Genomic DNA, 22,423 nt, shown 5'->3' with positions numbered 1-22,423 from the left:
CGAAATGCCTGAACTGTTGAATCAAGTAAAATTGAAACAGAGAGAAACGGGAAGGAGAAGTGAAGTGGTGCTGATACCCAGAGTCGAACTGGGGACCTCACCCTTACCAAGGGTGCGCTCTACCAACTGAGCCATATCAGCACGTATTGGAGCGGGCAGCGGGAATCGAACCCGCATCATCAGCTTGGAAGGCTGAGGTAATAGCCATTATACGATGCCCGCATCCTGAAACTCGGCTACCCAGTTCTTTCTGTAACAAAAAAAGAGATTTCTCTCTTTTTAAGTTCGAGCTGATTCAGCTTTTAAACCAGCTCCGGCGGCATTTACGCTGCCAGAAAGTGGTGGTGGGGGAAGGATTCGAACCTTCGAAGTCTGTGACGGCAGATTTACAGTCTGCTCCCTTTGGCCGCTCGGGAACCCCACCGGACTTGATGGTGCCGACTACCGGAATCGAACTGGTGACCTACTGATTACAAGTCAGTTGCTCTACCTACTGAGCTAAGTCGGCATCAAGTAGCGCGCATTCTATGGATACCTGCGCGGTCATGCAACTAAAAATTTGCATAAAACGTTCTTTCGCTCACATTTTATGCTAACCACGCATCAAGCGCTGTAAAAGTAGTCATTCACGGTCAAATATTCAACATATATGAGCGAATTGCATCGCATACACCGTAGCGTGACGGCTTCCGCGTAACGCAGCGCTTTCCATCTTTTTTCTTATTATTCCTGTCATCTGGTGTTAACCTCCTGCCCATTGTCCAAAATTAACTGTGTGATGAGCCATGATCCGGCAGTGTGATGCTGGCTCACTGAAGCATGCTTATGAGCAAAAAAGAGCAAACGTTAATGACGCCTTATCTTCACTTTAACCGCAGCCAGTGGGCTGCCCTGCGTGATTCCGTCCCTATGACGCTGACGGAAGGTGAAATCGCACGGTTAAAAGGGATAAACGAAGATCTGTCCCTGGAAGAAGTGGCAGAAATTTATCTCCCCCTCTCACGCTTGCTTAACTTCTATATCAGTTCCAACCTGCGCCGTCAGGCGGTGCTGGAGCAGTTCCTTGGAACCAATGGTCAACGCATTCCTTATATCATCAGTATTGCTGGCAGCGTGGCGGTAGGTAAAAGCACAACCGCGCGTGTCTTGCAGGCTCTCCTGAGCCGCTGGCCAGAACACCGCAGCGTGGAGTTGATCACCACCGACGGCTTTCTGCACCCCAATGAGGTGTTAAAAGAACGCGGGCTGATGAAGAAGAAGGGCTTCCCGCTCTCTTATGACATGCACCGTCTGGTGAAATTTGTCTCTGACCTGAAATCCGGCGTGCCTAACGTCACGGCGCCGGTCTATTCGCACCTGATCTACGATCGCATTCCGGGCGGAGACAAAACGGTGGTGCAGCCAGACATTCTGATTCTGGAAGGGTTAAATGTGCTGCAAAGCGGGATGGATTATCCTCACGATCCGCATCACGTGTTTGTCTCTGACTTCGTCGATTTCTCTATTTATGTCGATGCACCGGAAGATTTGCTGCAAAGCTGGTATATCAACCGCTTCCTGAAGTTCCGCGAAGGGGCGTTCACCGACCCGGACTCCTATTTCCATCACTACGCCCAGCTTTCTGAAGAAGAGGCGGTGAAGGTGGCGACAGGCCTGTGGAACGAGATCAACTACGTAAACCTGAAAGAGAACATTCTCCCTACCCGCGAGCGGGCGAGCCTGATCCTCACCAAGAGCGAGAAACACGCTGTCGACCAGATTCGTTTGCGGAAATAGGTTAGCAGACATAAAAAAACCGGCTTAACGCCGGTTTTTTTGTTTACGCCTGCGGCTTTTCGCCGTTTTCATCCTGATCGACCGCAAAGCAGGCGACCAGCTGACCGCGATAATCTTTCAGCTGCGGCTGTAGCTGGGTGCAAGGGCCAAAGCGGCGACTGCAACGGGCGTTGAATGCACATCCCGGGGGTGGATTCAGCGGACTTGGCAGTTCACCGGTCAGCTTAATACGCTCGCGACGATCGTCCGGGTTCAGGCGCGGTGTCGCAGAGAGCAGCGCCTGGGTGTACGGGTGGCGAGGGTTATTAAAGATCTGATCTTTCGTCCCCTTCTCCACGCAGCGCCCCAGATACATCACCATCACTTCATCAGCGATATGCTCTACCACCGACAGGTCGTGGGAGATAAATACGTAAGACAGCCCCAGCTCCTGCTGCAGATCCATCATCAGATTCAGCACCTGTGCGCGCACGGAAACGTCGAGCGCTGAGACCGGTTCATCGGCAATCACGACATCCGGGTCGAGCATCAGGCCACGGGCGATGGCGATACGCTGGCGCTGGCCGCCAGAGAACATATGCGGGTAGCGATCGTAATGCTCGGTTTTCAGGCCGACTTTCGCCATCATCGCCAGCGCTTTTTCACGACGCTGCTCTTTGCTGAGATTACTGTTAATCAGCAGCGGCTCTTCCAGAATCTGCCCCACTTTCTTGCGCGGGTTCAATGAACCGTACGGGTTCTGGAACACAATCTGGATTTTCTGGCGACGCAGCTTCTGCGCCTGCGGATCGTGCTTGAGCAGATCCTGTCCCTGATAATAGAGCTCGCCGCCGGTAGGCGTTTCAATCATCGTCAGCAGACGGCCTAAGGTTGATTTGCCGCAGCCCGACTCCCCGACCACCGCCAGCGTTTTACCGCGTTCGAGGGTAAAGGAGACGCCATCCAGCGCTTTCACCAGGCGCTCAGGGGCAAAAATCCCCTTCTTCACCGGGTAGTGTTTTTTCAGGTCGATAGCCTGCAACAGCGGTTGTTGCGTGGTGGCCTGTTGCGTACTCATAGTGTTGGCCTCCCGGCATCATCGAGTGGGTAGTGGCATTTCGACTGACGACCGTCAGCCAGCTGGTTCAGCTCAGGTTCTTCTGCACGGCATTTATCCGTCGCATACGGGCAACGCGGATTCAGCAGGCAGCCCTGCGGACGGTCATATTTACCTGGTACCACACCCGGCAGCGACGCCAGACGCGCTTTATCCTGGGCAAACTCCGGCAGCGCACGTAAAAGCGCCTGAGTATACGGATGACGCGGTGCGCGGAAGATATCATGCGAACTTCCGGTCTCCACCACCTGCCCTGCATACATCACGATGATTTTGTGTGCTGCTTCAGCCACCAGCGCCAGGTCGTGCGTAATCAGCACCAGCGCCATGTTCTCTTTCTGCTGCAGTTCCAGCAGCAGCTCGATGATTTGCGCCTGGATGGTCACGTCCAGCGCTGTGGTCGGCTCATCGGCAATCAGCAGTTTTGGCCGACAGGCAATTGCCATCGCGATCATCACACGCTGACTCATCCCGCCAGAAAGCTGATGCGGGTAGACATCAAGGCGCGATGCCGGGTCAGGGATCCCCACCTGGTTCAGCAGGTCGATCGCCCGCTGACGACGGGTTTTCTTGTTACCGCCCTGATGGACCTTGATCGCCTCCATAATCTGGAAGCCCACGGTGTAGCAGGGGTTCAGGCTGGTCATCGGGTCCTGGAAGATCATCGCCACTTCCGCGCCCACCAGCTGGCGGCGCTGTTTCTCGGAAATGCGCTTCAGATCCTGACCATTGAACTGCAGGTTTTCCGCCATCACGCGGCCCGGATAATCGATCAGCCCCATAATCGCCAGCGAGCTTACGGACTTACCGGAACCGGATTCCCCAACAATGCCAACCACTTCGCCCTGATTTACGCTGTAGCTGATGCGGTCCACGGCGCGAAACGGGGTGCCTTCATCGCCGAAGTGCACCGATAATTTATCTACATTTAATAACGCCATCTCGTGCCTCTTACTGCTTCAGTTTGGGATCAAGTGCATCGCGCAGACCATCACCCATCAGGTTAAATGCCAGCACCGTCAGCAGAATTGCCAGACCCGGGAAGGTGACAACCCACCAGGCGCTTTGTGCGAACTGCAACACGTCGGAGAGCATCGTGCCCCACTCCGGTGTTGGCGGCTGCGCACCCATGCCCAGGAAGCCAAGAGCGGCCATATCAAGAATGGCGTTAGAGAAGCCGAGCGACGCCTGAACAATCAGCGGCGCAAGGCAGTTCGGGAAGATATTGACGAACATCTGACGCATCGCACCGGCACCGGCCACGCGGGACGCGGTGACGTAGTCGCGGTTCACTTCCACCAGCACTGCCGCACGGGTTAAACGCACGTAGTGAGGGAGTGCCACGAAGGTCAGCGCAAGCGCGGCATTACCGATCGACGGGCCAAATATCGCCACCAGCACCAGGGCCAGCAGCAGGCTTGGCAGCGCCAGCATGATGTCGACGATACGCATGATGATGTTATCAACAATGCCGCCAAAATAACCCGCAACCAGGCCGAGGATGATCCCCATGATCAGGGACAGCACCACCACCAGGCAGCCCACCAGCAGCGACAGACGCGCGCCGTACATCAGACGCGACAACACGTCGCGACCTACATCATCGGTACCCAACAGGTGAGCCAGGCTCCCGCCGTCCTGCCATGCAGGGGGGGCCAGCAGCGCGTCACGGAACTGATCCGCCGGGTTATACGGTGCAAGCACGTTTGCAAACACGGCAATCAGGATCATGACAGAGACATAGACCAGCCCCACTACCGCGCCTTTATTACGCTTGAAGTAGTGCCAGAATTCCTGCAGCGGCGTCATTGGAACCGGTGCAGCAACCACTTTATTTTCAGAAACGTGTGACATGATGGCCCCTTACTTCTTATGACGAATACGCGGGTTCACCACGCCGTACAGCAAATCGACCAGCAGGTTGACGAGAATAATCATCGTCGCGACCAGCAATACACCGCCCTGCACGACCGGATAGTCACGGCGTTGCAGCGCGTCAATCAGCCAGCGGCCAAGGCCCGGCCAGGAGAAGATGGTTTCGGTCAGGATCGCCCCTGCCAGCAGCGTACCCACCTGCAGACCGATAACGGTCACCACCGGCAGCATGGCGTTACGCAGCGCATGAACGATGATGACTCGCATACGCGTCAGGCCCTTGGCACGCGCGGTACGAATATAATCCTCGCCCAGCACTTCCAGCATTGACGAACGGGTCATACGCACGATCACCGCCAGAGGGATCGTGCCAAGCACCATTGCCGGCAGGATCATATGCGCGACCGCATCAATAAAGTTGCCCTCTTCGCCCCATATCGCCGTATCAATCAGCATAAAGCCGGTCAACGGGTTGGAATCATCGAGGAAGACCATATCGCTGACGCGTCCGGAGACCGGCGTCAGGTTAAGCTGCACCGAGACCAGCATAATCAACATCATGCCCCACCAGAAGATCGGCATGGAGTAGCCGGTCAGCGCCAGGCCCACAGCGGTATGGTCAAAAATAGAGCCACGTTTAACGGCAGCCAGCACCCCGACAGGGATACCCACCGCAGTGGCAAAAATCATGGCGCAGATGCCAAGCTCCAGTGTCGCTTTAAAACGCGGCACGAACTCGTCCCACACCGGAAGACGGCTTTTCAGTGAAATCCCTAAGTCACCGTGCATAACGCCCCAGATATAGTGGAGGTACTGCTGCCACATCGGCTTATCGAGGCCGAGTTCAGCCAGCAGCTGCGCATGACGTTCAGGGGAAATACCACGCTCGCCCGCCATAATCATTACCGGGTCGCCGGGGATCATATGGACAAAGGCAAAAGTGAGAAGGGTGATACCGATAAACGTGGGGATGACAAGTCCCAGACGTCGGAGGATGAACTGCAACATAACCCGGATTCTCTCTGAAGACGCACGACCAGTGGCGTGGCGTCTGTATTGCTCACAAATGTAAATTCCCTCTCCCGCAGGAGAGGGTTAGGGTGAGGGGCTTGCATGCTAGTCCTCACCCCTGCCCTCTCCCACAGGGAGAGGGAGAACACCCTACTGATTATTCAACAGATACGTTTTCGAAGTGGTGTTTGCCCAGCGGATCAACCACGTAGCCTTTCACTTCTTTGCGCACTGGCTCGTACACGGTGGAGTGAGCAACAATCAGAGCCGGAGCCTGATCGTGCATAACAACCTGTGCCTGCTTGTAGAGTTCAATACGTTTGTTGTGATCGTCGGTGGCACGTGCCGGCTGGATCAGGTCTTCAAACGGCTTGTAACACCAGCGAGAGTAGTTAGAGCCGTCTTTTGCCGCCGCGCAGCTAAAGAGAGTGGCGAAGAAGTTGTCCGGATCCCCGTTGTCACCGGTCCAGCCCATCATCACTGCCTGATGCTCACCCGCTTTGGCGCGCTTCAGATACTCGCCCCACTCGTAGGTGACAATCTTGGCCTGAACGCCGATTTTCGCCCAGTCAGCCTGAACCATTTCAGCCATACGGCGTGCGTTCGGGTTGTACGGACGCTGTACCGGCATCGCCCACAGTTCAACGGTAAAGCCTTTATCCTGCCCTGCTTCCTTCAGCAGCGCTTTCGCTTTCTCTGGATCGTAGGTGTAGTCTTTAACGTCATCGTTATAGCCCCACATGGTTGGCGGGATCAGGTTTTTAGCCGCAACGCCAGCGCCCTGGTAAACGGCCTTGATGATCGCTTCTTTGTTCACCGCATAGGTCAGCGCCTGACGCACTTTCACGTCATCAAACGGTTTCTTCTCGGTGTTGAAAGAGAGATAGCCCACGTTCAGGCCAGCCTGCTCCATCAGGTTGATATTCTTGTCCTGCTTCATGCGGGCGATATCAGCCGGGTTCGGGTAGGGCATAACCTGGCATTCGTTTTTCTGCAGTTTTGCGTAACGCACAGACGCGTCAGGCGTGATGGAGAAGACCAGACGGTCGATCTGTGGTTTGGTACCCCAGTAGCCCGGGAACGCTTTGTACAGAATACGGGAGTCTTTCTGGTACTGCAGCAGCTGGAACGGACCGGTACCGATTGGGTTTAGGTCCACTTTTTCCGGCGTGCCGGCTTTCAGCATGTTGTCCGCGTACTCTTTAGAGAGGATAGAGGCGAAGTCCATGGCCAGGTCCGCCAGGAATGGCGCTTCCGGGCGAGTCAGCACGAACTGAACGGTTTTATCGTCCACTTTTTTCACTTCAGCGATCAGGTCTGGCAGACCCATCCCTTCGAAGTACTCATAGCTACCGCCGGACACTTTGTGGTACGGGTTCTGAGCGTTTTTCTGACGATCGAAGGAGAACACAACGTCATCGGCGTTGAAGTCGCGCGTTGGTTTGAATTCTTTGCTGTCCTGCCACTTCACGCCCTGGCGCAGGTGGAAGGTATAGGTTTTACCGTCTTCGCTGACGTCCCACTTCTCCGCCAGGCCAGGAATCACTTCCGTGGTGCCGGTTTTGAATTCAACCAGACGGTTATAGATCGGCACAGAGCTTGCGTCGTAAGTCGTACCAGAGGTAAAGAGCTGTGGGTTAAAGCCTTCCGGCGAGCCTTCAGAACAGTAAACCAGGGTTTTTGCCTGTACGCTTGCTGCCACGGTCATAGCCACCAGGCTCAGACCAAGCTTCAGCATCCCTGACTTCTTCAAGGAAATACTCATTATTCTGCTCCAATGTGATGTTTTGCTTTGTTGTGTTACGCCGCCTGACCTTTATTTATTTTTTACCCGGTCCGGTCGGTGATGCCCGAAGGCGTTAAAGGGATGGAGAATCCTTTCAGAAGAGCGTTGGAGTTGCAGCGCAGATCGTCCCTGAAATGCCCCTCGTGCCCTACAATCTGTCAACAGAATGTGAAAACGTCAATACAGGTGACGGGGATTTACGCTGAGTGTGAGAAACCGCAAACAAAGATTAAAAAAACTATGTACGCCAGTTTTCAGCAGGGAAATTTATGCTACTCGTCATGTTGCAGCACAAATATCTTCATATTTCGCAACAATCAGTGATTAACTTTTATTCAGAATGGGTAAATTTTCTTGCAGAACGGTGATTATCTGAGCACTAAATACCGCGAACGTTAAAACGCACAGCGAAAAATGCTGAGGTTATCCATAAGCAACGCGAAAAAAGATCAATCTATATATAAAAAAATACAATGGATTATGTCACAAAATCACGAACAGGCAGGAAGAAGCAGGACTAAGAGGTGTTTTGGCTAATCTGGACGAATAAAGCGTTAATGCAAAAAGGGCTAACCTTGCGGTTAGCCCTTTTTTGAATGTGGTCGGCGAGAGAGGATTCGAACCTCCGACCCACTGGTCCCAAACCAGTTGCGCTACCAAGCTGCGCTACTCGCCGAATGCGGAGCGCATCTTACTGCTGAGGTGCGCCCCCGTCAATCCCTTAATTTAAAAAAGCCATCCAACTGGCGATAAACTCGCCAGGCAAGCTACTGCGCGGCTTTCTGGCTGCTTTCAGGCAGTTTGCACCAGTTGTTATTTTCGTTAATCCCCCCGTCCGGAGAGGTATAACCCAGGCACCCCATGATGGTGTCGTACAACTCAACGTGACGGCGCGGTACCTTAATTTCTGCCTGCTGTTTCAGATGAGCAAACATTTTGGCTTTCTCTGGATCTTCCAGATATTTATCAGACATCCACACCATCATCGGCACGCGGAACTGTTCTGGTGGTGCCATCTTGCGTGGCGTACCGTGCAGATGCTCATAATCATTGATGGATTCACCATGGTCAGCCGCATAGAACACGATCGCTTTCTTATCCCGTACCTGGTCAATCACCGAATCGATAAAATGATCCACATACAACACTGAGTTGTCGTAAGAGTTAATTAACTGCTCTTTGGTACAGTCTTTGTCAACGCCAACACATTCCGGCGTCCATTTCGCAAAGCTGCGAGGATAACGCTGGGTATAGTTATAGTGAGACCCTTTGGTATGCAGGATGATCATATGCTTGCCATCCGGGTTGCCATTAAGAGAGTTTTTCATCTCATCGATCAGCAGCATATCATCGACAGCCTTGCCACGATTTCGCGGCTCCGCACCAATTTGCTCACGGTAAGCGATGTTCTTCGCCATGGTGTTGCTGTAGAACCACATCTCGCTTTGCATAGCGTAGAGGTCAGCGCTAAACCCGAGTTGATGAAGCACAGAAAACACATTCTGTTCTTTCAAGGTACGCTGCGGATTATCGCTCGCCCCCCCTTCACGAACAAACATGCAGCGTAAGGAGAGCTTGGTGGCGGTATCACAGGAGTAGCCGCGATAGGCAATCAGGTTTTTCTCCTGAGCCAATTCAGGCGTGGTATCACGGTCATAACCTAGAATACCCATATGATCCCAGCGCGTCGTTTCGCCAATGATAAAGACGACATAGGTATCGTCGATATCTTTCGGCGCTACATAAGTAAACTTCTTCGCCGGGTTCATAAGCGATTTGTTATCAGAAGATTCGTCCACCTGCGCCCATGCATATAACCCCAGAGCAGAGATCCAGTTAGAAGGCAGGTAAGAGTTTGCGACTACACCACCGTAGCTTGGCATATCCACGCCAGAGGTGCGTTCATCACTTCTCTGCTTGACTTCAAGCAAGCGAATCGGCCCCCAGACCATGAGACCTGCCAGCAGTACCAGTGCAACACTTCTGAGGCGTTTACCTGGCGTGCGGATCTGGTGCACAAGCGTATACCGGCAGCGGTTACTCCAGATGAGCAACAGCGGCAAAGCACTTACCGCTACCAGCCAGAGGATAAAATGCAACCCAACGACTTCTTTAGAAAGGTCTATATCTGTCGTCATGACGGAAGCAATAATGCCGTATCCTATGACGACGTTCATAAACGTCATGTAATAGCTGGCACCGGCTGAGCAAAGCACGATGAACGTTGCCAGCACACGCCACACGCGGCGACCAAACAGTGTAAGAATACGTAATAAAAAGAAGGTAACCAGTACTGCAGCGACCAATTCGACAACCGCTGCAATTCCTTTCCAGACGGTGAAATCTTGCGCGTAACCGTCAAACCGACGGAAAAAAACTGCGCCATTCATAAAAAGGCCGATGTACAACGCCAGCAAAAAGCAGAGCTTTTGTTGCGCCATCGATTTAATGTATTTCATGCAAGCTACCCGGAAAAAGGGACAGTACCGCCGTCCACTTCACTAAAAAATGGACAGCTTAGATATTCGCTCAGGGAATCGTTATAAGAAACGTCTACAAGCGTGGTAAGTAGACCACAGGGAAGCGGAAAAGTGGCAACAGAGAGTGTGATCGGTACAGTTTTTTACAAAAAAGAAAGTCCTTAAACATACGATATCACTTAAGTTCCGGTTTTCAGACAAGAAAAAGGCCGGAAACCCGGCCGTTTGTCTTATCTTCAGGCATGTGCTTCATTAAACACTTCGCGCTGCGGCTGCCGAATCGTCGTCGACAGGGCCAGTGAAATAATCAACAGGGCGAATATTACGCAGAAGGTGACATAGAATCCGCCGAACAGCGAGGCAATTAACGAGCCGCAAATGCTGCCGATGCCAAAGCCTAAGTAAATCACGCCGTAATTTTTCGCCAGGTTGTTCAGACCAAAGAACTCGCTCACCAGTGACGGGAACACCGTGATGGTGCCGCCGAAGTTAAAGGCCACGCAGGCAATCGCAGCAAAGAAAGTCGCTTCATTCAGGGGCGCAAACAGCAGGGCCGCCATACCCACCAGTGAAACCACCTGTCCAAGGGTAATCACGCGGATACGGGCAATCTTGTCGGACAGGATACCCAGCACCAGACGACCAGACAGGTTAGCGATAGAGATCACGGTCACCGCGTTTGCCGCCGTCATGGCATCCAGTTTAACCATGCCCTGCGCGATATCTTTCGCCACACCAATCACATACAGGCCACTCATGCAGGCCGTCAGGAACATCACCGCCAGCATCCAGTACTGGGGTTTACGCATGGATTGAGCCAGGGTGAAGTCATTCTCCACCACGCCGTTAACGGTTTTCACTTCCTGCTGCGGTGCGTCTTTCATCAGCGTCGCGCCAAACAGGATCATCACCAGGACGATAACTCCCCAGATTATGAAGGTTTTTTCGAGGCCAACCGACGCCAGCAGATGAGAGTCGATAAATTTAAATCCGAGGCTGCCCAGGCCATAAGAACCGATGGCAAACGCGGAGATTAACCCTTTACGCTCCGGGAACCATTTGACGCAGTTTGACAGAGTAAGCAGATAACCGGCACCGTCCGCCAGACCGACCAGTACCCCGGCGCTCAGCCAGAGCATCATCAGGTTGTTTGAATACGCCGTCAGGAAAAAGCCCAATCCCAGCAGGATCCCCGAGGCCATCGTGACGCGTTTTACGCCGAACCGCTCCTGCAATTTGCCCGCAACCGAAGAGGACAGCGCCAGCCCAAGGCTTAGCAAACCGAAAGAGAACGCCACCTGACTGATCGGCGCACCGAGCTTGTCGGAAAGGGCACTGTTAAACAGGCTCCAGGTATAGACCGAGCCCAACGCAAACTGGGTGACGATGGTGCCAAAGAGCGTCAGCCAGCGTGTACGATTGTAGGAAGATGTATTCATGGCAGTTGTCCTGCAAGAGAAAGTAAGGGAATTTGCTGAGGACAACGATAAACAAAACCCTGATCCAGCTGGGGGAAAACGGCATGAGATGCAGGAGAAACGGAATGAAATGCCTGGAATCGGGAATGAACGACCTTGCCGGGGAGTGAAGCGACAGAATGTTAGTGTCCGCTATCGCTACAACCCCCACGGTTATTGCATTCAAGATGTTAACGTGACGTTTAAAATAGTAACAACGTTAGAAATTTGCACTTACGCCCAGCGTGTACAAAAACTGCTCTCCCGTCGTGCTGTCCTCCCCCTGCGCTAAGGAAGCATACGCCGCCATGTGCGAGGTGAAAGGAATATCGGTGCCTACGGTGACATCCATCCAGTTGCCATTTTGAGCCGGGGCAGGCGTTTGCGGCATCCCGAACTGGGATTTCCACTGATTTTCACCATACTGCTGGTTATAGCTAATCTGCGCCCAGGGACGAAGTTCGCCATATTGCGTATCCACGCGCCAGCCTAGCGTACTCACGCTGGCATGCCACAGGGGATCGGTCAGCGCCTGGGTTGTCACGCTATCACCAAACTCATTAATCATCATGGGCGTGGTGCCGTCATAACGCCATGCCACCACCGGGCCGGTCGTGACATGACCCGCCAGCGGAAAATTCCAGCCGACGCTCATCGCCCCCGCGGAGGTCGAGCCAGAGGGCAGATTCAGAGCCAGCCCCGGCGCATTTTGCGAAGACTGGATGCGCTCCGCCAGGATATCGTCATAACGCGGTTGGTGATCCGCATCCCATGTATAGCGTTCCGCCGTATTACTTTGCGGGTCTGAAACGATATATTCCTGTTGCCAGGCAAATGCTGAGTGACCAGAAAGCAGACAGGCTGAAATCCCCACCAGGCCAGAAACAGCATGGCGACCACTGATTTTTTTTATCATCAAAGCGACTCCAGAGAGAGCCGAATTCGGCGATTTTTATCATTATTCAGGAAGAGGTTTTTAGGGCTTATGGCCCTGTATTAACTATTGTCTTTACAGGTCACACGTCAAGCCTGACGGAATGAAATTTTTGCGATAACCGTGTCATAAGGGAGATAACCGATGCAACGTTGCGGTTGGGTAAGCCAGGATCAGCTCTATATCGACTATCACGATCGGGAATGGGGCGTGCCGGAAACGGACGGCAAAAAACTTTTCGAGATGATCTGCCTGGAGGGTCAGCAGGCGGGTTTGTCATGGATTACGGTATTGAAGAAACGCGAAAACTACCGCAATGCCTTTCATCAGTTCGATCCCGTCCGGGTCGCCGCGATGACCGACGACGACGTGGAGCGACTGGTGCAGGATGCAGGCATCATCCGCCATCGCGGTAAGATCCAGGCCATTATCGGTAACGCACGCGCTTACCTGGCAATGGAACAAAACGGTGAATCGTTCTCAGAGTTTGTCTGGACGTTTGTGAATAACGATCCGCAAATTACGCAGGCCGCCACGCTCGCGGAAATTCCCGCCTCGACTCCGGCCTCGGACGCACTCTCGAAAGCGCTGAAAAAACGCGGCTTTAAGTTTGTCGGCTCCACCATCTGCTACGCCTTTATGCAGGCCTGTGGCCTGGTCAATGACCATGTTACCGGCTGCTTCTGTCATCCGGGAGGCCATCATGATCCGCAAATGGCAAAGTGAGAATACCGCGTCGCTGTTGAGCCTATGGCTTGAAAGTACCACGGAAGCGCATCCGTTTATTGAGGCGAGCTACTGGAAAGAGAACGAAGCCATGGTGCGGGACGTTTATCTGCCGTCGGCCGAAACCTGGGTCTGGGAACAGGATGGCGAACCTTACGGGTTTATCAGCGTGATGCAGTCTCAGTTTGTCGGCGCACTATTTGTCGCACCGGCGTACATCGGCAAAGGCATCGGACGCGCGCTGCTGAACCACGTTCAACAGCGCTTCCCGCATTTAAGCCTGGAGGTGTATCAAAAAAATGTCCGGGCGGTGAATTTCTACCATGCACAGGGCTTTCGCATCGAGGACAGCGCCTGGCAGGACGACACCCAACACCCGACGTGGATCATGAGCTGGCAGGCGGATCAAACGCCGTCAGAGTAAGCTCGGGTCCCTGATATTTCTCGACCCATGCCAGCGCCGTATTGCCTGCGCAGCCATTCCCCAGCTTCGAGCTGGGGAGATCTTTGGTCAGCACGTTAACAGCACCGTTTTTACAAATACCGCTCTCGTCCAGGTCCGGCCACGCGCCCTGGTGGATGCAGATCACGCCTGGTTTGATTCCGTCGCTCACCACCGCTCCGGCTAATACCTGCCCACGATGGTTCCAGACGCGCACCAGATCGCCATCCGCAATCCCGCGCGCTTTCGCATCTGCAGTATGAAGCGTGATCGGCTCCCGCCCGGCGACCGCATACTGCTCGCGCAGCGACGAATAGTTAAGCTGGCTGTGCAGGCGATGCGCGGGGTGCGCGGATAACACCTGGAGCTGCTCCGGCTGGGCATTGCCGTGCCACTCATCCGGTTCAAGCCATGTGGGATGCGCAGGACAATCCGCGTACCCAAAGCGGGCAATGCGCTCACTGTAAATCACAATCTTTCCGCTCTCGGTTTTCAGCGGATGGTTCTCCGGGTCGCGACGGAAATCGGCGAAACGGACAAACTGCGCGTTCTGCTCGCTCTCCGGCATTTCGAAAATCGCGTTCGCTTCCCAGAATTCCGCAAACGGCGGCAGCGTCACCCCTTGGGCCGCACCGCGCTGAGCGGCAATCTGATAGAACGTTTCCAGCCACTCGAGATCGGTTTTCCCTTCGGTGAAACGCTCACGACCGCCCGCTTCCCACCGTTCGCTCAGTTCCGCAAATACGTCAAAATCATCACGCGCTTCATCCCGCGGTGCGACCACACGCTTCATCGGCACCATATGCTGGTTGCTGTAGTCACCGGTCATGGTGAGATCGTTACGCTCGTACGAAGTCGTGGCCGGCAGCACGATGTCGGCATGTTTGGCGGAGGCGGTCCAGAAGCATTCCGAAATCACCACCAGCTCCGGCTTCTGCCAGGCGCGGATCAGACGATTGGTATCCTGATGGTGCGTGAAATTCGCCCCACCCGCCCACCAGACAAACTTAATATCCGGGAAATGGCGGTCCAGACCGTTATGCTGATAAAACCCGCCCGGGTTTTCCAGGGCTTCAACAATACGCGCCACCGGAATTTTATCCACGGCATCAACGCCGCCCTTCACCGATCCCTGCATAGAGGCCAGCACGGCGGCTTTACGGGTGGGGTTGCCGCCATTGGCGAAGTGATAAGAGAGCCCAAACCCGCCGCCCGGCGTACCAATTTGCCCGAGCATCGCGGCAAGCGTCACCAGCATCCAGTGTTTTTGCTCGCCAAACTGCTGGCGCTGCATGCCCCAACCGGACATCAACATCGTGGTGTTTTCATGGAACAACGCGGCCAGTTCACGGAGCTTGTCAGCCGGAATGCCACAAATATCGGCTGCCCACGCTGCCGTTTTGGCAACACCATCCGTTTTACCCGTCAGATAATCGGCGAATTTGTCGAAGCCCGATGTGCAACGCGCGAGGAAGTCGGCGTCGTGCCAGCCATTCTCTACCAGCGTGTGGGCGATACCCAGCATCATCGCCACGTCAGTACCCATATGCGGGGCGAGCCATTCGGCACTGTCACCAAAGAAATCCATGGTTTCAGAGCGCATGGGGTCAATACAGATGATGCGCTTACCGCTCTTGCGCAGCGCATCAAAATAGCCAATACCCTGCTCGTCGGAAGAATTCCAGGCAATTTTCAGTGTGTTGAGAGGGTTGGCACTCCACAGCACCACAACGTCGGTATGCTCCAGTACCAGCGGCCAGCTGGTCTGCTGCTGATAAACCTCATTACCACCGACGACGTACGGCATGATCGCCTGCGCCGCGCCGGTGGAGTAATCCCCCAGATGGCCCGTGTAGCCGCCGGCCAGGCTCATGTAGCGCTGCAGCAATGTCGATGCTTTATGCAGTACGCCGTTAGAACGCCAGCCGTAAGAGCCGGCAAAAATGGATGCTGGCCCATAGCTGTCGCGGATGCGCTTGTGCTGGGCGTGGATCAGCGCCAGCGCGTCATCCCAGCTCACACGCACAAACTCATCCTGACCACGAATGCCCTGCGGCTTGTCCGGCGAAGCCAGAAATCCTTTACGCACCATCGGCCAGCGCACGCGGGTTTTGCTGTGCACCTGATCGCGAACGACGGTCTGTAAAGAGTTGGGGTGTTGTGATGGCAATGCCCCACGGGAAGACAGGATATTTTCGCCGTCGGTTTCGACCAGCATCGGCCCCCAGTGGGCGGCAGTCAGAATGGTTTTTGTTGAGGTGCTCAAAGCGTGCGCTCCTGGTTGCGTGCAGGTTTACGGTCTTGTTATTGAGGCCGTTTATGGTTTGTCACAAATTTCAGAGTTATCCCCGGAATTTTCTCCGTATCCGGACGTCATAATCAACTGCCACGTCCGTCGTGGCAAAGAATAAAAAGGATTAAGGAAAGAAGATGAAAAAACGCGTACTCGTTATTGCCGCTCTGGTGAGCGGTGCACTGGCGGTTTCTGGCTGCACAACAAACCCATACACCGGTGAACGCGAAGCGGGTAAATCCGGCATCGGCGCGGGTATCGGTTCACTGGTCGGGGCGGGTGTAGGTGCGCTCTCCTCCTCCAAAAAAGACCGCGGTAAAGGCGCGCTGATTGGCGCAGCGGCAGGCGCAGCGCTCGGCGGCGGCGTGGGTTATTACATGGATGTGCAGGAAGCGAAGCTGCGCGACAAAATGAAAGGCACAGGCGTGAGCGTCACGCGCAGCGGTGACAACATCATCCTGAATATGCCTAACAATGTGACCTTCGACAGCAGCAGCGCAACGCTGAAACCTGCCGGTGCGAATACCCTGACCGGCGTGGCGATGGTGCTAAAAGAGTACAACAAGACCGCCGTGAATGTGATTGGCTACACCGACAGCACCGGCAGCCAGGAGCTGAACATGCGTCTGTCTCAGCAGCGTGCGGATTCCGTGGCCAGCTCGCTGATCACCCAGGGCGTTGAAGCGAACCGTATCCGCACCAGCGGTATGGGCCCGGCAAACCCTATCGCCAGCAACAGCACGGCGGAAGGCAAAGCGCAGAACCGCCGCGTTGAGATTACGTTGAGTCCTGTGCAGTAGGTAGAAGCAAAACGGCAACATTCGTTGCCGTTTTAAGTGTTTGCGCCCTCTCCCGTGGGAGAGGGTTAGGGTGAGGGCATCAAGCAGCACCTTCCATAATGAACCACTTGCCATCGTTGATTTTCCCGCTAAGGTATTCTCACTAAAGTCAGGGAATTCAGTGATGAGCAAACCAACGCGGGCCACCATCAGCGACGTGGCGAAAGCCGCCAGAACCGGTAAAACCAGTATTTCACGCTATCTCAACGGCGAGAAACACCTGCTTTCCGATGCGCTGCTGGCACGTATTGAGCAGGCCATTGCCGATCTCGACTACCGCCCCAGCATCATGGCGCGCGGACTTAAACGTGGCCGTACCCGCCTTATCGGGCTTATCATCGCCGATATTACCAACCCCTACTCGGTAAACGTGCTGAGCGGTATCGAAGCCGCCTGTCGCGAGAAAGGTTTTACCCCGCTGGTCTGTAATACCAACAACGAGGTGGACCAGGAGCTGCATTATCTCGATCTGCTGCGCAGCTACCAGGTGGAAGGTATCGTGGTCAATGCCGTAGGTATGCGCGAGGAAGGATTAAACCGGCTGCAACAGTCTTCCCTGCCGATGGTGCTCATCGATCGTAAAATCCCGGAGTTCGCCTGCGACGTCGTCGGGCTGGATAATACCCAGGCGGCCACGACTGCCACCGAACATCTGATCGAACAGGGCTTCGAAGCAATTCTGTTCCTGAGCGAGCCGCTGGGCATGGTGAATACCCGTCGCGAGCGCCTGAATGCATTTCGTGCCACCCTGGAGCGTTATCCCGGTGTGATCGCCGAAAATGCCGAAACTCCGCTTCATGAAGCCGACCAGCTCGACAATACCCTGCGTCAGTTCCACACGCGCCATCGCGGGATGCGCAAAGCTGTAATTTCTGCCAACGGGGCGCTGACGCTTCAGGTCGCCCGATCGCTCAAACGCATTGGCCTGCACTGGGGCAGCGATATCGGCCTGCTGGGCTTCGATGAACTGGAGTGGGCAGAACTGGCCGGGGTAGGCATCACCACGCTCAAACAGCCGACCTGGCAAATCGGCTATGCCGCTGTTGAACAAGTGGTTCGTCGCATTGAAGGGATTAGCGATGCCGTGCGCGAGCAGGTCTTTTCCGGCGAGCTGATTGTCCGCGGCTCCACCGCCCGTTAATTTCCCCTTGTGATGACGATCATAAATTCAACATCCTGAACTTTTCTTTGGAACCGGTTCCATCTAGCGTAATAGTATCGATGTACGTTTGATGGAGTTCCTGAATGGGCAGAAAAATAATGGTGGTCACCGCCGCGTATGGTGCGGATCAGGTGCGACAGGCTGGCGGCCAACGGGCGATGCTGCCCGTAATTGCCGGTGCGGGTGCCGACGGCGTAGAGATCCGCCGGGAGCTGTTCAACAGCGAAGAGCTACAGGCGCTGCCTGCGCTGGGTGAATCCATTGAGCTGCTGGGCCTGCTGGCGTGTTATTCCGCCCCCGCCCCCCTGTTTATGCCCGACGGTACCCTCAACCCCGACCTTCCCCGCTACCTTTCCGAAGCCAGCACGCTCAACGCGCTGTGGCTGAAGGTATCCCTGGGTCATTTCAGCGGCACCCGGCCGCTTACCGCCCTGCGCACTTTGCTCAATGAGAGCGGCATGGCACTGGTGGTGGAAAACGACCAGACCGACTGCGGCCAGCTTGCGCCGATGCAGCGCTTCCAGGCCGCCTGCCGGGAAATGGCGCTCCCCGTCACGCTGACCTTCGACATGGGGAACTGGCTGTGGGTCGGCGACTCGCCGGAAGAAGCGGCAACCCGTCTGGCTCCGGCGGTCAGCTATATCCACGTGAAAGCCGCCGTACCGCATAAAGCGCAGTTCCGCGCCGTCGCGCCGGATCGCGCCGATGCGCGCTGGCTGGCTCTGCTCAGTCAGTTGCCTGCCGATGCACCACGCGGGATCGAGTTCCCGCTGGAAGGGGCGGACTTAACCGCTGTCACCCGGCATTACGTTAACCTGCTGCGCGAGGAGTAAACCATGCACAAGATACTGGATGTGATCACTATCGGTGAAGCCATGGCGATGTTTGTCGCTACCGAAACCGGTGAGCTGAGCACGGTTGAGCACTTTATCAAACGCGTGGCAGGCGCAGAGCTGAATGTGGCAACGGGGCTGGCACGCCTCGGCCTGAAAACAGGCTGGGTCAGCCGCGTGGGTGACGACAGCTTTGGTCACTTCGTTCTTGATTCGCTGAAAAAAGAGGGGATTGATGCCGCAGGCGTGACGCTCGATGGCCGCTTCCCGACCGGCTTTCAGCTTAAATCTAAAGTCGAAAATGGAACCGATCCCATTGTGGAATACTTCCGCAAAGGGTCGGCGGCAAGCCATCTCTCGGTGGAAGATTATCACGCCGACTACTTTGCGAGTGCACGCCATCTGCACCTGAGCGGTGTGGCAGCCGCGTTGTCAGCCAGCTCGTATGAGCTGCTCGAGCATGCCGCGACCACCATGAAGGCTCAGGGGAAAACGATCTCTTTCGATCCTAACCTGCGCCCGGTGTTGTGGAAAAGCGAGGCGGAGATGGTCGAGAAGCTGAACCGTCTGGCATTCCAGGCGGACTGGGTTCTGCCGGGGGTGAAAGAAGGCGTGATCCTCACCGGTGAAAACACGCCGGAAGGGATTGCCGATTTTTACCTGAATAAAGGGGTAAAAGCGGTGGTACTGAAAACAGGTGCCGATGGCGCATGGTTTAAAACCGCGGATGGTGAACAGGGCGCGGTCGCGGCCGTGAAGGTTGAGAACGTAGTCGATACCGTCGGCGCGGGCGATGGCTTTGCTGTCGGGGTCATTAGCGCCCTGCTGGAAGGCAAACCGCTGCCGCAGGCCATCGCCCGGGGCAACTGGATCGGCTCGCTGGCCATTCAGGTGCAGGGCGACAGTGAAGGATTGCCGACGCGCGCGCAGCTTAAGGAATAAATCCCCTCTCCCGTGGGAGAGGGCCAGGGTGAGGGCAACGACCCGCACATATAATTAAACCACCGTGTACCCTACAGACAACGGCGGTAACAACCTCAACAACAGAGGCAAGCCTATGAACAGTTCGACCAATGCAGTAAAACGCTGGTGGTACATCATGCCAATCGTGTTTATCACGTACAGCCTGGCGTACCTTGATCGTGCCAACTTCAGTTTCGCATCCGCTGCGGGGATCACCGAAGACCTTGGGATCACCAAAGGTATTTCATCTCTGCTGGGCGCCCTTTTCTTCCTGGGCTACTTCTTCTTCCAGATCCCCGGCGCGATCTACGCCGAACGCCGCAGCGTGCGTAAGCTGATCTTCGTCTGTCTGATCCTGTGGGGCGCCTGCGCGTCGCTTACCGGCGTGGTCAATAATATCCCTGCCCTGGCCGCTATTCGCTTTATCCTTGGGGTAGTTGAGGCGGCGGTGATGCCCGCAATGCTGATCTACATCAGCAACTGGTTTACCAAATCTGAACGTTCCCGTGCGAACACCTTCCTGATCCTCGGTAACCCGGTCACCGTACTGTGGATGTCAGTGGTGTCCGGCTACCTGATCCAGTCTTTCGGCTGGCGTGAGATGTTTATCATCGAAGGGGTGCCGGCAATCATCTGGGCCTTCTGCTGGTGGGTGCTGGTAAAAGATAAGCCTGCTCAGGCGAAATGGCTCTCCGAAGATGAAAAAGCCGCACTGCAGGCGCAGCTGGATAAAGAGCAGCAAGGGCTGAAGGCGGTGCGTAACTATGGCGAAGCCTTCCGCTCCCGCAACGTGATCCTGCTGTGCGCGCAGTATTTTACCTGGAGTATCGGCGTGTACGGTTTCGTACTGTGGTTGCCGTCAATTATCCGCAGCGGCGGGGAAAATCTCGGTATGGTGGAAGTCGGCTGGCTCTCCTCCGTGCCCTATCTGGCGGCAACTATCGCGATGATCATCGTCTCCTGGGCATCGGACAAACTGCAAAATCGTAAGCTGTTTGTCTGGCCACTGCTGCTGATCGCTGCCTTTGCTTTCATCGGCTCCTGGGCCGTGGGCGCAAACCACTTCTGGGTCTCCTATACGCTGCTGGTGATTGCCGGTGCGGCGATGTACGCCCCGTATGGTCCCTTCTTCGCCATCATCCCGGAGATGCTGCCGCGTAATGTGGCAGGCGGCGCGATGGCACTGATTAACAGTATGGGTGCGCTCGGTTCGTTCTGCGGCTCCTGGTTCGTCGGTTACCTTAACGGTGCAACCGGCAGCCCGTCAGCCTCATACATCTTTATGGGAGTGGCACTTTTCGCCTCAGTATGGCTTACTCTGATTGTTAAGCCTGCTAATAATCAACAACTCCCCGTCGGCGCACGCCACGCCTGAATCATTAAAAATCAACGGAGATAAGCATGAAGCCGTCCGTCATTTTGTATAAAGCACTGCCTGATGATCTGCAAAAACGCCTGGAAGAACACTTCGCCGTCACGCAGGTGAAGAACCTAAGCCCGGAGACGGTGGCACAACACACCGGGGCGTTCGCCCGGGCCGAAGGCCTGCTGGGTTCAAGCGAAAAAGTGGATGTCGCGTTGCTGGAAAAAATGCCGAAGCTTCGTGCTACCTCAACCGTTTCCGTGGGTTACGACAATTTTGACGTGGACGCCCTCAACGCGCGCAACATTCTGCTGATGCATACGCCACATGCCCTGACGGAGACCGTGGCCGACACGCTGATGGCGCTGATGCTCAGCACTGCCCGCCGCGTGGTGGAGGTGGCCGATCGCGTCAAAGCGGGCGAGTGGACAAAAAGCATCGGCCCGGACTGGTTCGGTGTGGATGTTCATGGCAAAACGCTGGGGATTGTTGGCATGGGCCGGATCGGCCTGGCGCTGGCGCAGCGTGCGCATTTCGGTTTTAACATGCCGATTCTGTATAACGCACGTCGCCATCACAGCGAAGCCGAAGAACGCTTCAACGCCCGCTATTGCGAGTTGGATACGCTGTTGCAGGAAGCGGATTTTGTCTGTCTGATCCTGCCTCTGACGGACGAAACCCGGCATCTGATTGGCAAAGCGGCGTTTGAAAAGATGAAGAAATCCGCCATTTTCATCAATGCGGGTCGTGGCCCGGTCGTTGATGAGAAGGCGTTAATTGAGGCGCTACAAAACGGTGAGATCCATGCGGCCGGTCTGGACGTGTTTGAACAGGAGCCGCTGCCGGTGGATTCGCCGCTGCTTTCGCTGCCTAACGTGGTCGCGCTGCCCCATATTGGTTCTGCGACGCACGAGACGCGTTACAACATGGCGGCCACCGCGGTGGATAATCTGATCGCCGCGCTGAACGGAAACGTGGAGAAAAACTGCGTCAATCCACAGGTCCAACAGTAGAAACGAAAAAACCCGCCAGAAGGCGGGTTTTTAAATTCTTTGCTACTGGGTTGGAAGCTTACAGGCTTACAACGTTACCAGCTGCTGGGCCTTTAGCGCCGCTTTCGATGGTGAAGGACACTTTCTGACCTTCGTCCAGAGATTTGTAGCCATCGTTCTGGATAGCAGAGAAGTGTACGAACACGTCTTTAGAGCCATCGTCAGGAGTGATGAAGCCGAAACCTTTATCAGCGTTGAACCATTTTACCAGACCAGTCATTTTAGCAGACATAGAATTACCTTAATTAACAAATATATTGTGCCTTCCGGCTTGATGGGTTGCGTTACAGATTTTTAAGCGATGAAGGAAGGGTCACTACGAAGGGTATCTATGG

19 protein-coding genes and 5 tRNA genes are annotated in these 22,423 nt (G+C 55.0%); 9 read left to right on the top strand and 15 right to left on the bottom strand.

Annotated features, from left to right (window positions below):
- Nucleotides 1-65 precede the first annotated feature (65 nt).
- The 4 genes from EQV24_RS19370 to EQV24_RS19355 form a co-directional block, all read right to left on the bottom strand.
- A tRNA-Thr gene (locus tag EQV24_RS19370) sits at nt 66-141 on the bottom strand.
- Nucleotides 142-147: 6 nt separating this feature from the next.
- Nucleotides 148-222: transfer RNA gene (locus tag EQV24_RS19365), tRNA-Gly, on the bottom strand.
- A 117-nt stretch (nt 223-339) separates the two neighbouring features.
- Nucleotides 340-424: transfer RNA gene (locus EQV24_RS19360), tRNA-Tyr, on the bottom strand.
- Between the two features lie 8 nt (nt 425-432).
- Nucleotides 433-508: transfer RNA gene (locus EQV24_RS19355), tRNA-Thr, on the bottom strand.
- A 317-nt stretch (nt 509-825) separates the two neighbouring features.
- Between EQV24_RS19355 and coaA the strand changes: the two genes are divergently transcribed.
- Complete coding sequence (gene coaA, locus EQV24_RS19350; RefSeq protein ID WP_013094996.1) at nt 826-1,776, top strand: type I pantothenate kinase; 951 nt, start codon at nt 826-828, stop codon at nt 1,774-1,776.
- Between the two features lie 43 nt (nt 1,777-1,819).
- On the opposite strand, the gene dppF is transcribed toward coaA, so the two are convergent.
- The 9 genes from dppF to EQV24_RS19300 form a co-directional block, all read right to left on the bottom strand.
- Nucleotides 1,820-2,833, bottom strand: a complete 1,014-nt coding sequence (gene dppF, locus EQV24_RS19345) for a dipeptide ABC transporter ATP-binding subunit DppF (RefSeq protein ID WP_014830234.1) — start codon at nt 2,831-2,833, stop codon at nt 1,820-1,822.
- Complete coding sequence (gene dppD, locus EQV24_RS19340) at nt 2,830-3,813, bottom strand: dipeptide ABC transporter ATP-binding protein (protein WP_013094994.1); 984 nt, start codon at nt 3,811-3,813, stop codon at nt 2,830-2,832. Before dppD ends, dppF begins: the two co-directional genes overlap by 4 nt.
- Nucleotides 3,814-3,823: 10 nt before the next feature.
- The gene (gene dppC, locus EQV24_RS19335) at nt 3,824-4,726 is read right to left on the bottom strand and encodes a dipeptide ABC transporter permease DppC (RefSeq protein WP_020684504.1); all 903 of its coding nucleotides are present in this window, start codon (nt 4,724-4,726) and stop codon (nt 3,824-3,826) included.
- Nucleotides 4,727-4,735: 9 nt separating this feature from the next.
- Entirely contained in the window at nt 4,736-5,755 is a 1,020-nt protein-coding gene (gene dppB, locus EQV24_RS19330; protein ID WP_014830232.1) for a dipeptide ABC transporter permease DppB, read from the bottom strand.
- A 160-nt stretch (nt 5,756-5,915) separates the two neighbouring features.
- Nucleotides 5,916-7,523 carry a dipeptide ABC transporter periplasmic-binding protein DppA gene (dppA, locus tag EQV24_RS19325; RefSeq protein WP_023620080.1) on the bottom strand — a complete coding sequence of 536 codons (1,608 nt, stop codon included), beginning with the start codon at nt 7,521-7,523 and terminating at the stop codon, nt 5,916-5,918.
- 620 nt (nt 7,524-8,143) lie between these two features.
- Nucleotides 8,144-8,220: transfer RNA gene (locus tag EQV24_RS19320), tRNA-Pro, on the bottom strand.
- Nucleotides 8,221-8,311: 91 nt separating this feature from the next.
- The gene (eptB, locus tag EQV24_RS19315; protein WP_020686552.1) at nt 8,312-10,003 is read right to left on the bottom strand and encodes a kdo(2)-lipid A phosphoethanolamine 7''-transferase; all 1,692 of its coding nucleotides are present in this window, start codon (nt 10,001-10,003) and stop codon (nt 8,312-8,314) included.
- Nucleotides 10,004-10,260: 257 nt separating this feature from the next.
- Nucleotides 10,261-11,463 carry an MFS transporter gene (locus EQV24_RS19310; RefSeq protein ID WP_040020946.1) on the bottom strand — a complete coding sequence of 401 codons (1,203 nt, stop codon included), beginning with the start codon at nt 11,461-11,463 and terminating at the stop codon, nt 10,261-10,263.
- Nucleotides 11,464-11,701: 238 nt separating this feature from the next.
- The gene (locus EQV24_RS19300; RefSeq protein ID WP_023620076.1) at nt 11,702-12,400 is read right to left on the bottom strand and encodes an autotransporter domain-containing protein; all 699 of its coding nucleotides are present in this window, start codon (nt 12,398-12,400) and stop codon (nt 11,702-11,704) included.
- A gap of 159 nt (nt 12,401-12,559) precedes the next feature.
- Between EQV24_RS19300 and tag the strand changes: the two genes are divergently transcribed.
- Both tag and EQV24_RS19290 read left to right on the top strand, forming a co-directional pair.
- A complete protein-coding gene (gene tag / locus EQV24_RS19295; protein WP_020686549.1) occupies nt 12,560-13,141 on the top strand; it encodes a DNA-3-methyladenine glycosylase I in 582 nt (193 codons plus the stop codon).
- A complete protein-coding gene (locus EQV24_RS19290; protein ID WP_013094983.1) occupies nt 13,119-13,565 on the top strand; it encodes an N-acetyltransferase in 447 nt (148 codons plus the stop codon). The genes tag and EQV24_RS19290 overlap by 23 nt, the downstream gene beginning before the upstream one ends.
- Here the strand turns inward: EQV24_RS19290 and EQV24_RS19285 are convergent.
- Nucleotides 13,528-15,849, bottom strand: a complete 2,322-nt coding sequence (locus tag EQV24_RS19285; RefSeq protein ID WP_130626943.1) for a molybdopterin guanine dinucleotide-containing S/N-oxide reductase — start codon at nt 15,847-15,849, stop codon at nt 13,528-13,530. The genes EQV24_RS19290 and EQV24_RS19285 overlap by 38 nt on opposite strands.
- Nucleotides 15,850-16,013: 164 nt before the next feature.
- Here EQV24_RS19285 and EQV24_RS19280 point away from each other — a divergent pair, with 164 nt between their 5' ends.
- The 6 genes from EQV24_RS19280 to ghrB all read left to right on the top strand — a co-directional run bounded on the left by EQV24_RS19280 (nt 16,014) and on the right by ghrB (nt 22,049).
- The gene (locus EQV24_RS19280; RefSeq protein WP_023620074.1) at nt 16,014-16,676 is read left to right on the top strand and encodes an OmpA family lipoprotein; all 663 of its coding nucleotides are present in this window, start codon (nt 16,014-16,016) and stop codon (nt 16,674-16,676) included.
- 163 nt (nt 16,677-16,839) lie between these two features.
- Entirely contained in the window at nt 16,840-17,856 is a 1,017-nt protein-coding gene (locus tag EQV24_RS19275; protein WP_013094979.1) for a LacI family DNA-binding transcriptional regulator, read from the top strand.
- Between the two features lie 104 nt (nt 17,857-17,960).
- Nucleotides 17,961-18,710: a xylose isomerase gene (locus EQV24_RS19270; protein ID WP_038418414.1), complete on the top strand. Its 750-nt coding sequence runs from the start codon at nt 17,961-17,963 to the stop codon at nt 18,708-18,710.
- 3 nt (nt 18,711-18,713) lie between these two features.
- Nucleotides 18,714-19,652, top strand: coding sequence for a sugar kinase (locus EQV24_RS19265; RefSeq protein ID WP_040020955.1), 939 nt, complete (start codon nt 18,714-18,716; stop codon nt 19,650-19,652).
- 115 nt (nt 19,653-19,767) lie between these two features.
- Complete coding sequence (locus tag EQV24_RS19260; protein WP_013094976.1) at nt 19,768-21,048, top strand: MFS transporter; 1,281 nt, start codon at nt 19,768-19,770, stop codon at nt 21,046-21,048.
- Nucleotides 21,049-21,074: 26 nt separating this feature from the next.
- On the top strand, nt 21,075-22,049 hold the full coding sequence (ghrB, locus tag EQV24_RS19255) for a glyoxylate/hydroxypyruvate reductase GhrB (protein ID WP_038982527.1): 975 nt from the start codon (nt 21,075-21,077) through the stop codon (nt 22,047-22,049).
- A gap of 58 nt (nt 22,050-22,107) precedes the next feature.
- Here the strand turns inward: ghrB and cspA are convergent, their stop codons facing one another.
- Nucleotides 22,108-22,320: an RNA chaperone/antiterminator CspA gene (gene cspA / locus EQV24_RS19250; RefSeq protein WP_003860775.1), complete on the bottom strand. Its 213-nt coding sequence runs from the start codon at nt 22,318-22,320 to the stop codon at nt 22,108-22,110.
- Nucleotides 22,321-22,423: the final 103 nt, after the last annotated feature.

The organism is Enterobacter sp. A8 (assembly GCF_004296595.1).
GTDB lineage: Bacteria > Pseudomonadota > Gammaproteobacteria > Enterobacterales > Enterobacteriaceae > Enterobacter > Enterobacter cloacae.
Note: the sequence above shows the minus strand (reverse complement) of the source record. Positions and strands in the feature narration are given on the sequence as shown.

Coding starts and splice junctions, on each gene's coding strand:
- dppA (WP_023620080.1), bottom strand. CDS start 7,523: ATGAGTATTTCCTTGAAGAAGTCAGGGATGCTGAAGCTTGGTCTGAGC.
- dppF (WP_014830234.1), bottom strand. CDS start 2,833: ATGAGTACGCAACAGGCCACCACGCAACAACCGCTGTTGCAGGCTATC.
- coaA (WP_013094996.1), top strand. CDS start 826: ATGAGCAAAAAAGAGCAAACGTTAATGACGCCTTATCTTCACTTTAAC.
- EQV24_RS19270 (WP_038418414.1), top strand. CDS start 17,961: ATGGGCAGAAAAATAATGGTGGTCACCGCCGCGTATGGTGCGGATCAG.
- dppD (WP_013094994.1), bottom strand. CDS start 3,813: ATGGCGTTATTAAATGTAGATAAATTATCGGTGCACTTCGGCGATGAA.
- EQV24_RS19260 (WP_013094976.1), top strand. CDS start 19,768: ATGAACAGTTCGACCAATGCAGTAAAACGCTGGTGGTACATCATGCCA.
- eptB (WP_020686552.1), bottom strand. CDS start 10,003: ATGAAATACATTAAATCGATGGCGCAACAAAAGCTCTGCTTTTTGCTG.
- ghrB (WP_038982527.1), top strand. CDS start 21,075: ATGAAGCCGTCCGTCATTTTGTATAAAGCACTGCCTGATGATCTGCAA.
- dppB (WP_014830232.1), bottom strand. CDS start 5,755: ATGTTGCAGTTCATCCTCCGACGTCTGGGACTTGTCATCCCCACGTTT.
- cspA (WP_003860775.1), bottom strand. CDS start 22,320: ATGTCTGCTAAAATGACTGGTCTGGTAAAATGGTTCAACGCTGATAAA.
- EQV24_RS19275 (WP_013094979.1), top strand. CDS start 16,840: ATGAGCAAACCAACGCGGGCCACCATCAGCGACGTGGCGAAAGCCGCC.
- EQV24_RS19290 (WP_013094983.1), top strand. CDS start 13,119: ATGATCCGCAAATGGCAAAGTGAGAATACCGCGTCGCTGTTGAGCCTA.
- EQV24_RS19265 (WP_040020955.1), top strand. CDS start 18,714: ATGCACAAGATACTGGATGTGATCACTATCGGTGAAGCCATGGCGATG.
- tag (WP_020686549.1), top strand. CDS start 12,560: ATGCAACGTTGCGGTTGGGTAAGCCAGGATCAGCTCTATATCGACTAT.
- EQV24_RS19280 (WP_023620074.1), top strand. CDS start 16,014: ATGAAAAAACGCGTACTCGTTATTGCCGCTCTGGTGAGCGGTGCACTG.
- EQV24_RS19310 (WP_040020946.1), bottom strand. CDS start 11,463: ATGAATACATCTTCCTACAATCGTACACGCTGGCTGACGCTCTTTGGC.
- dppC (WP_020684504.1), bottom strand. CDS start 4,726: ATGTCACACGTTTCTGAAAATAAAGTGGTTGCTGCACCGGTTCCAATG.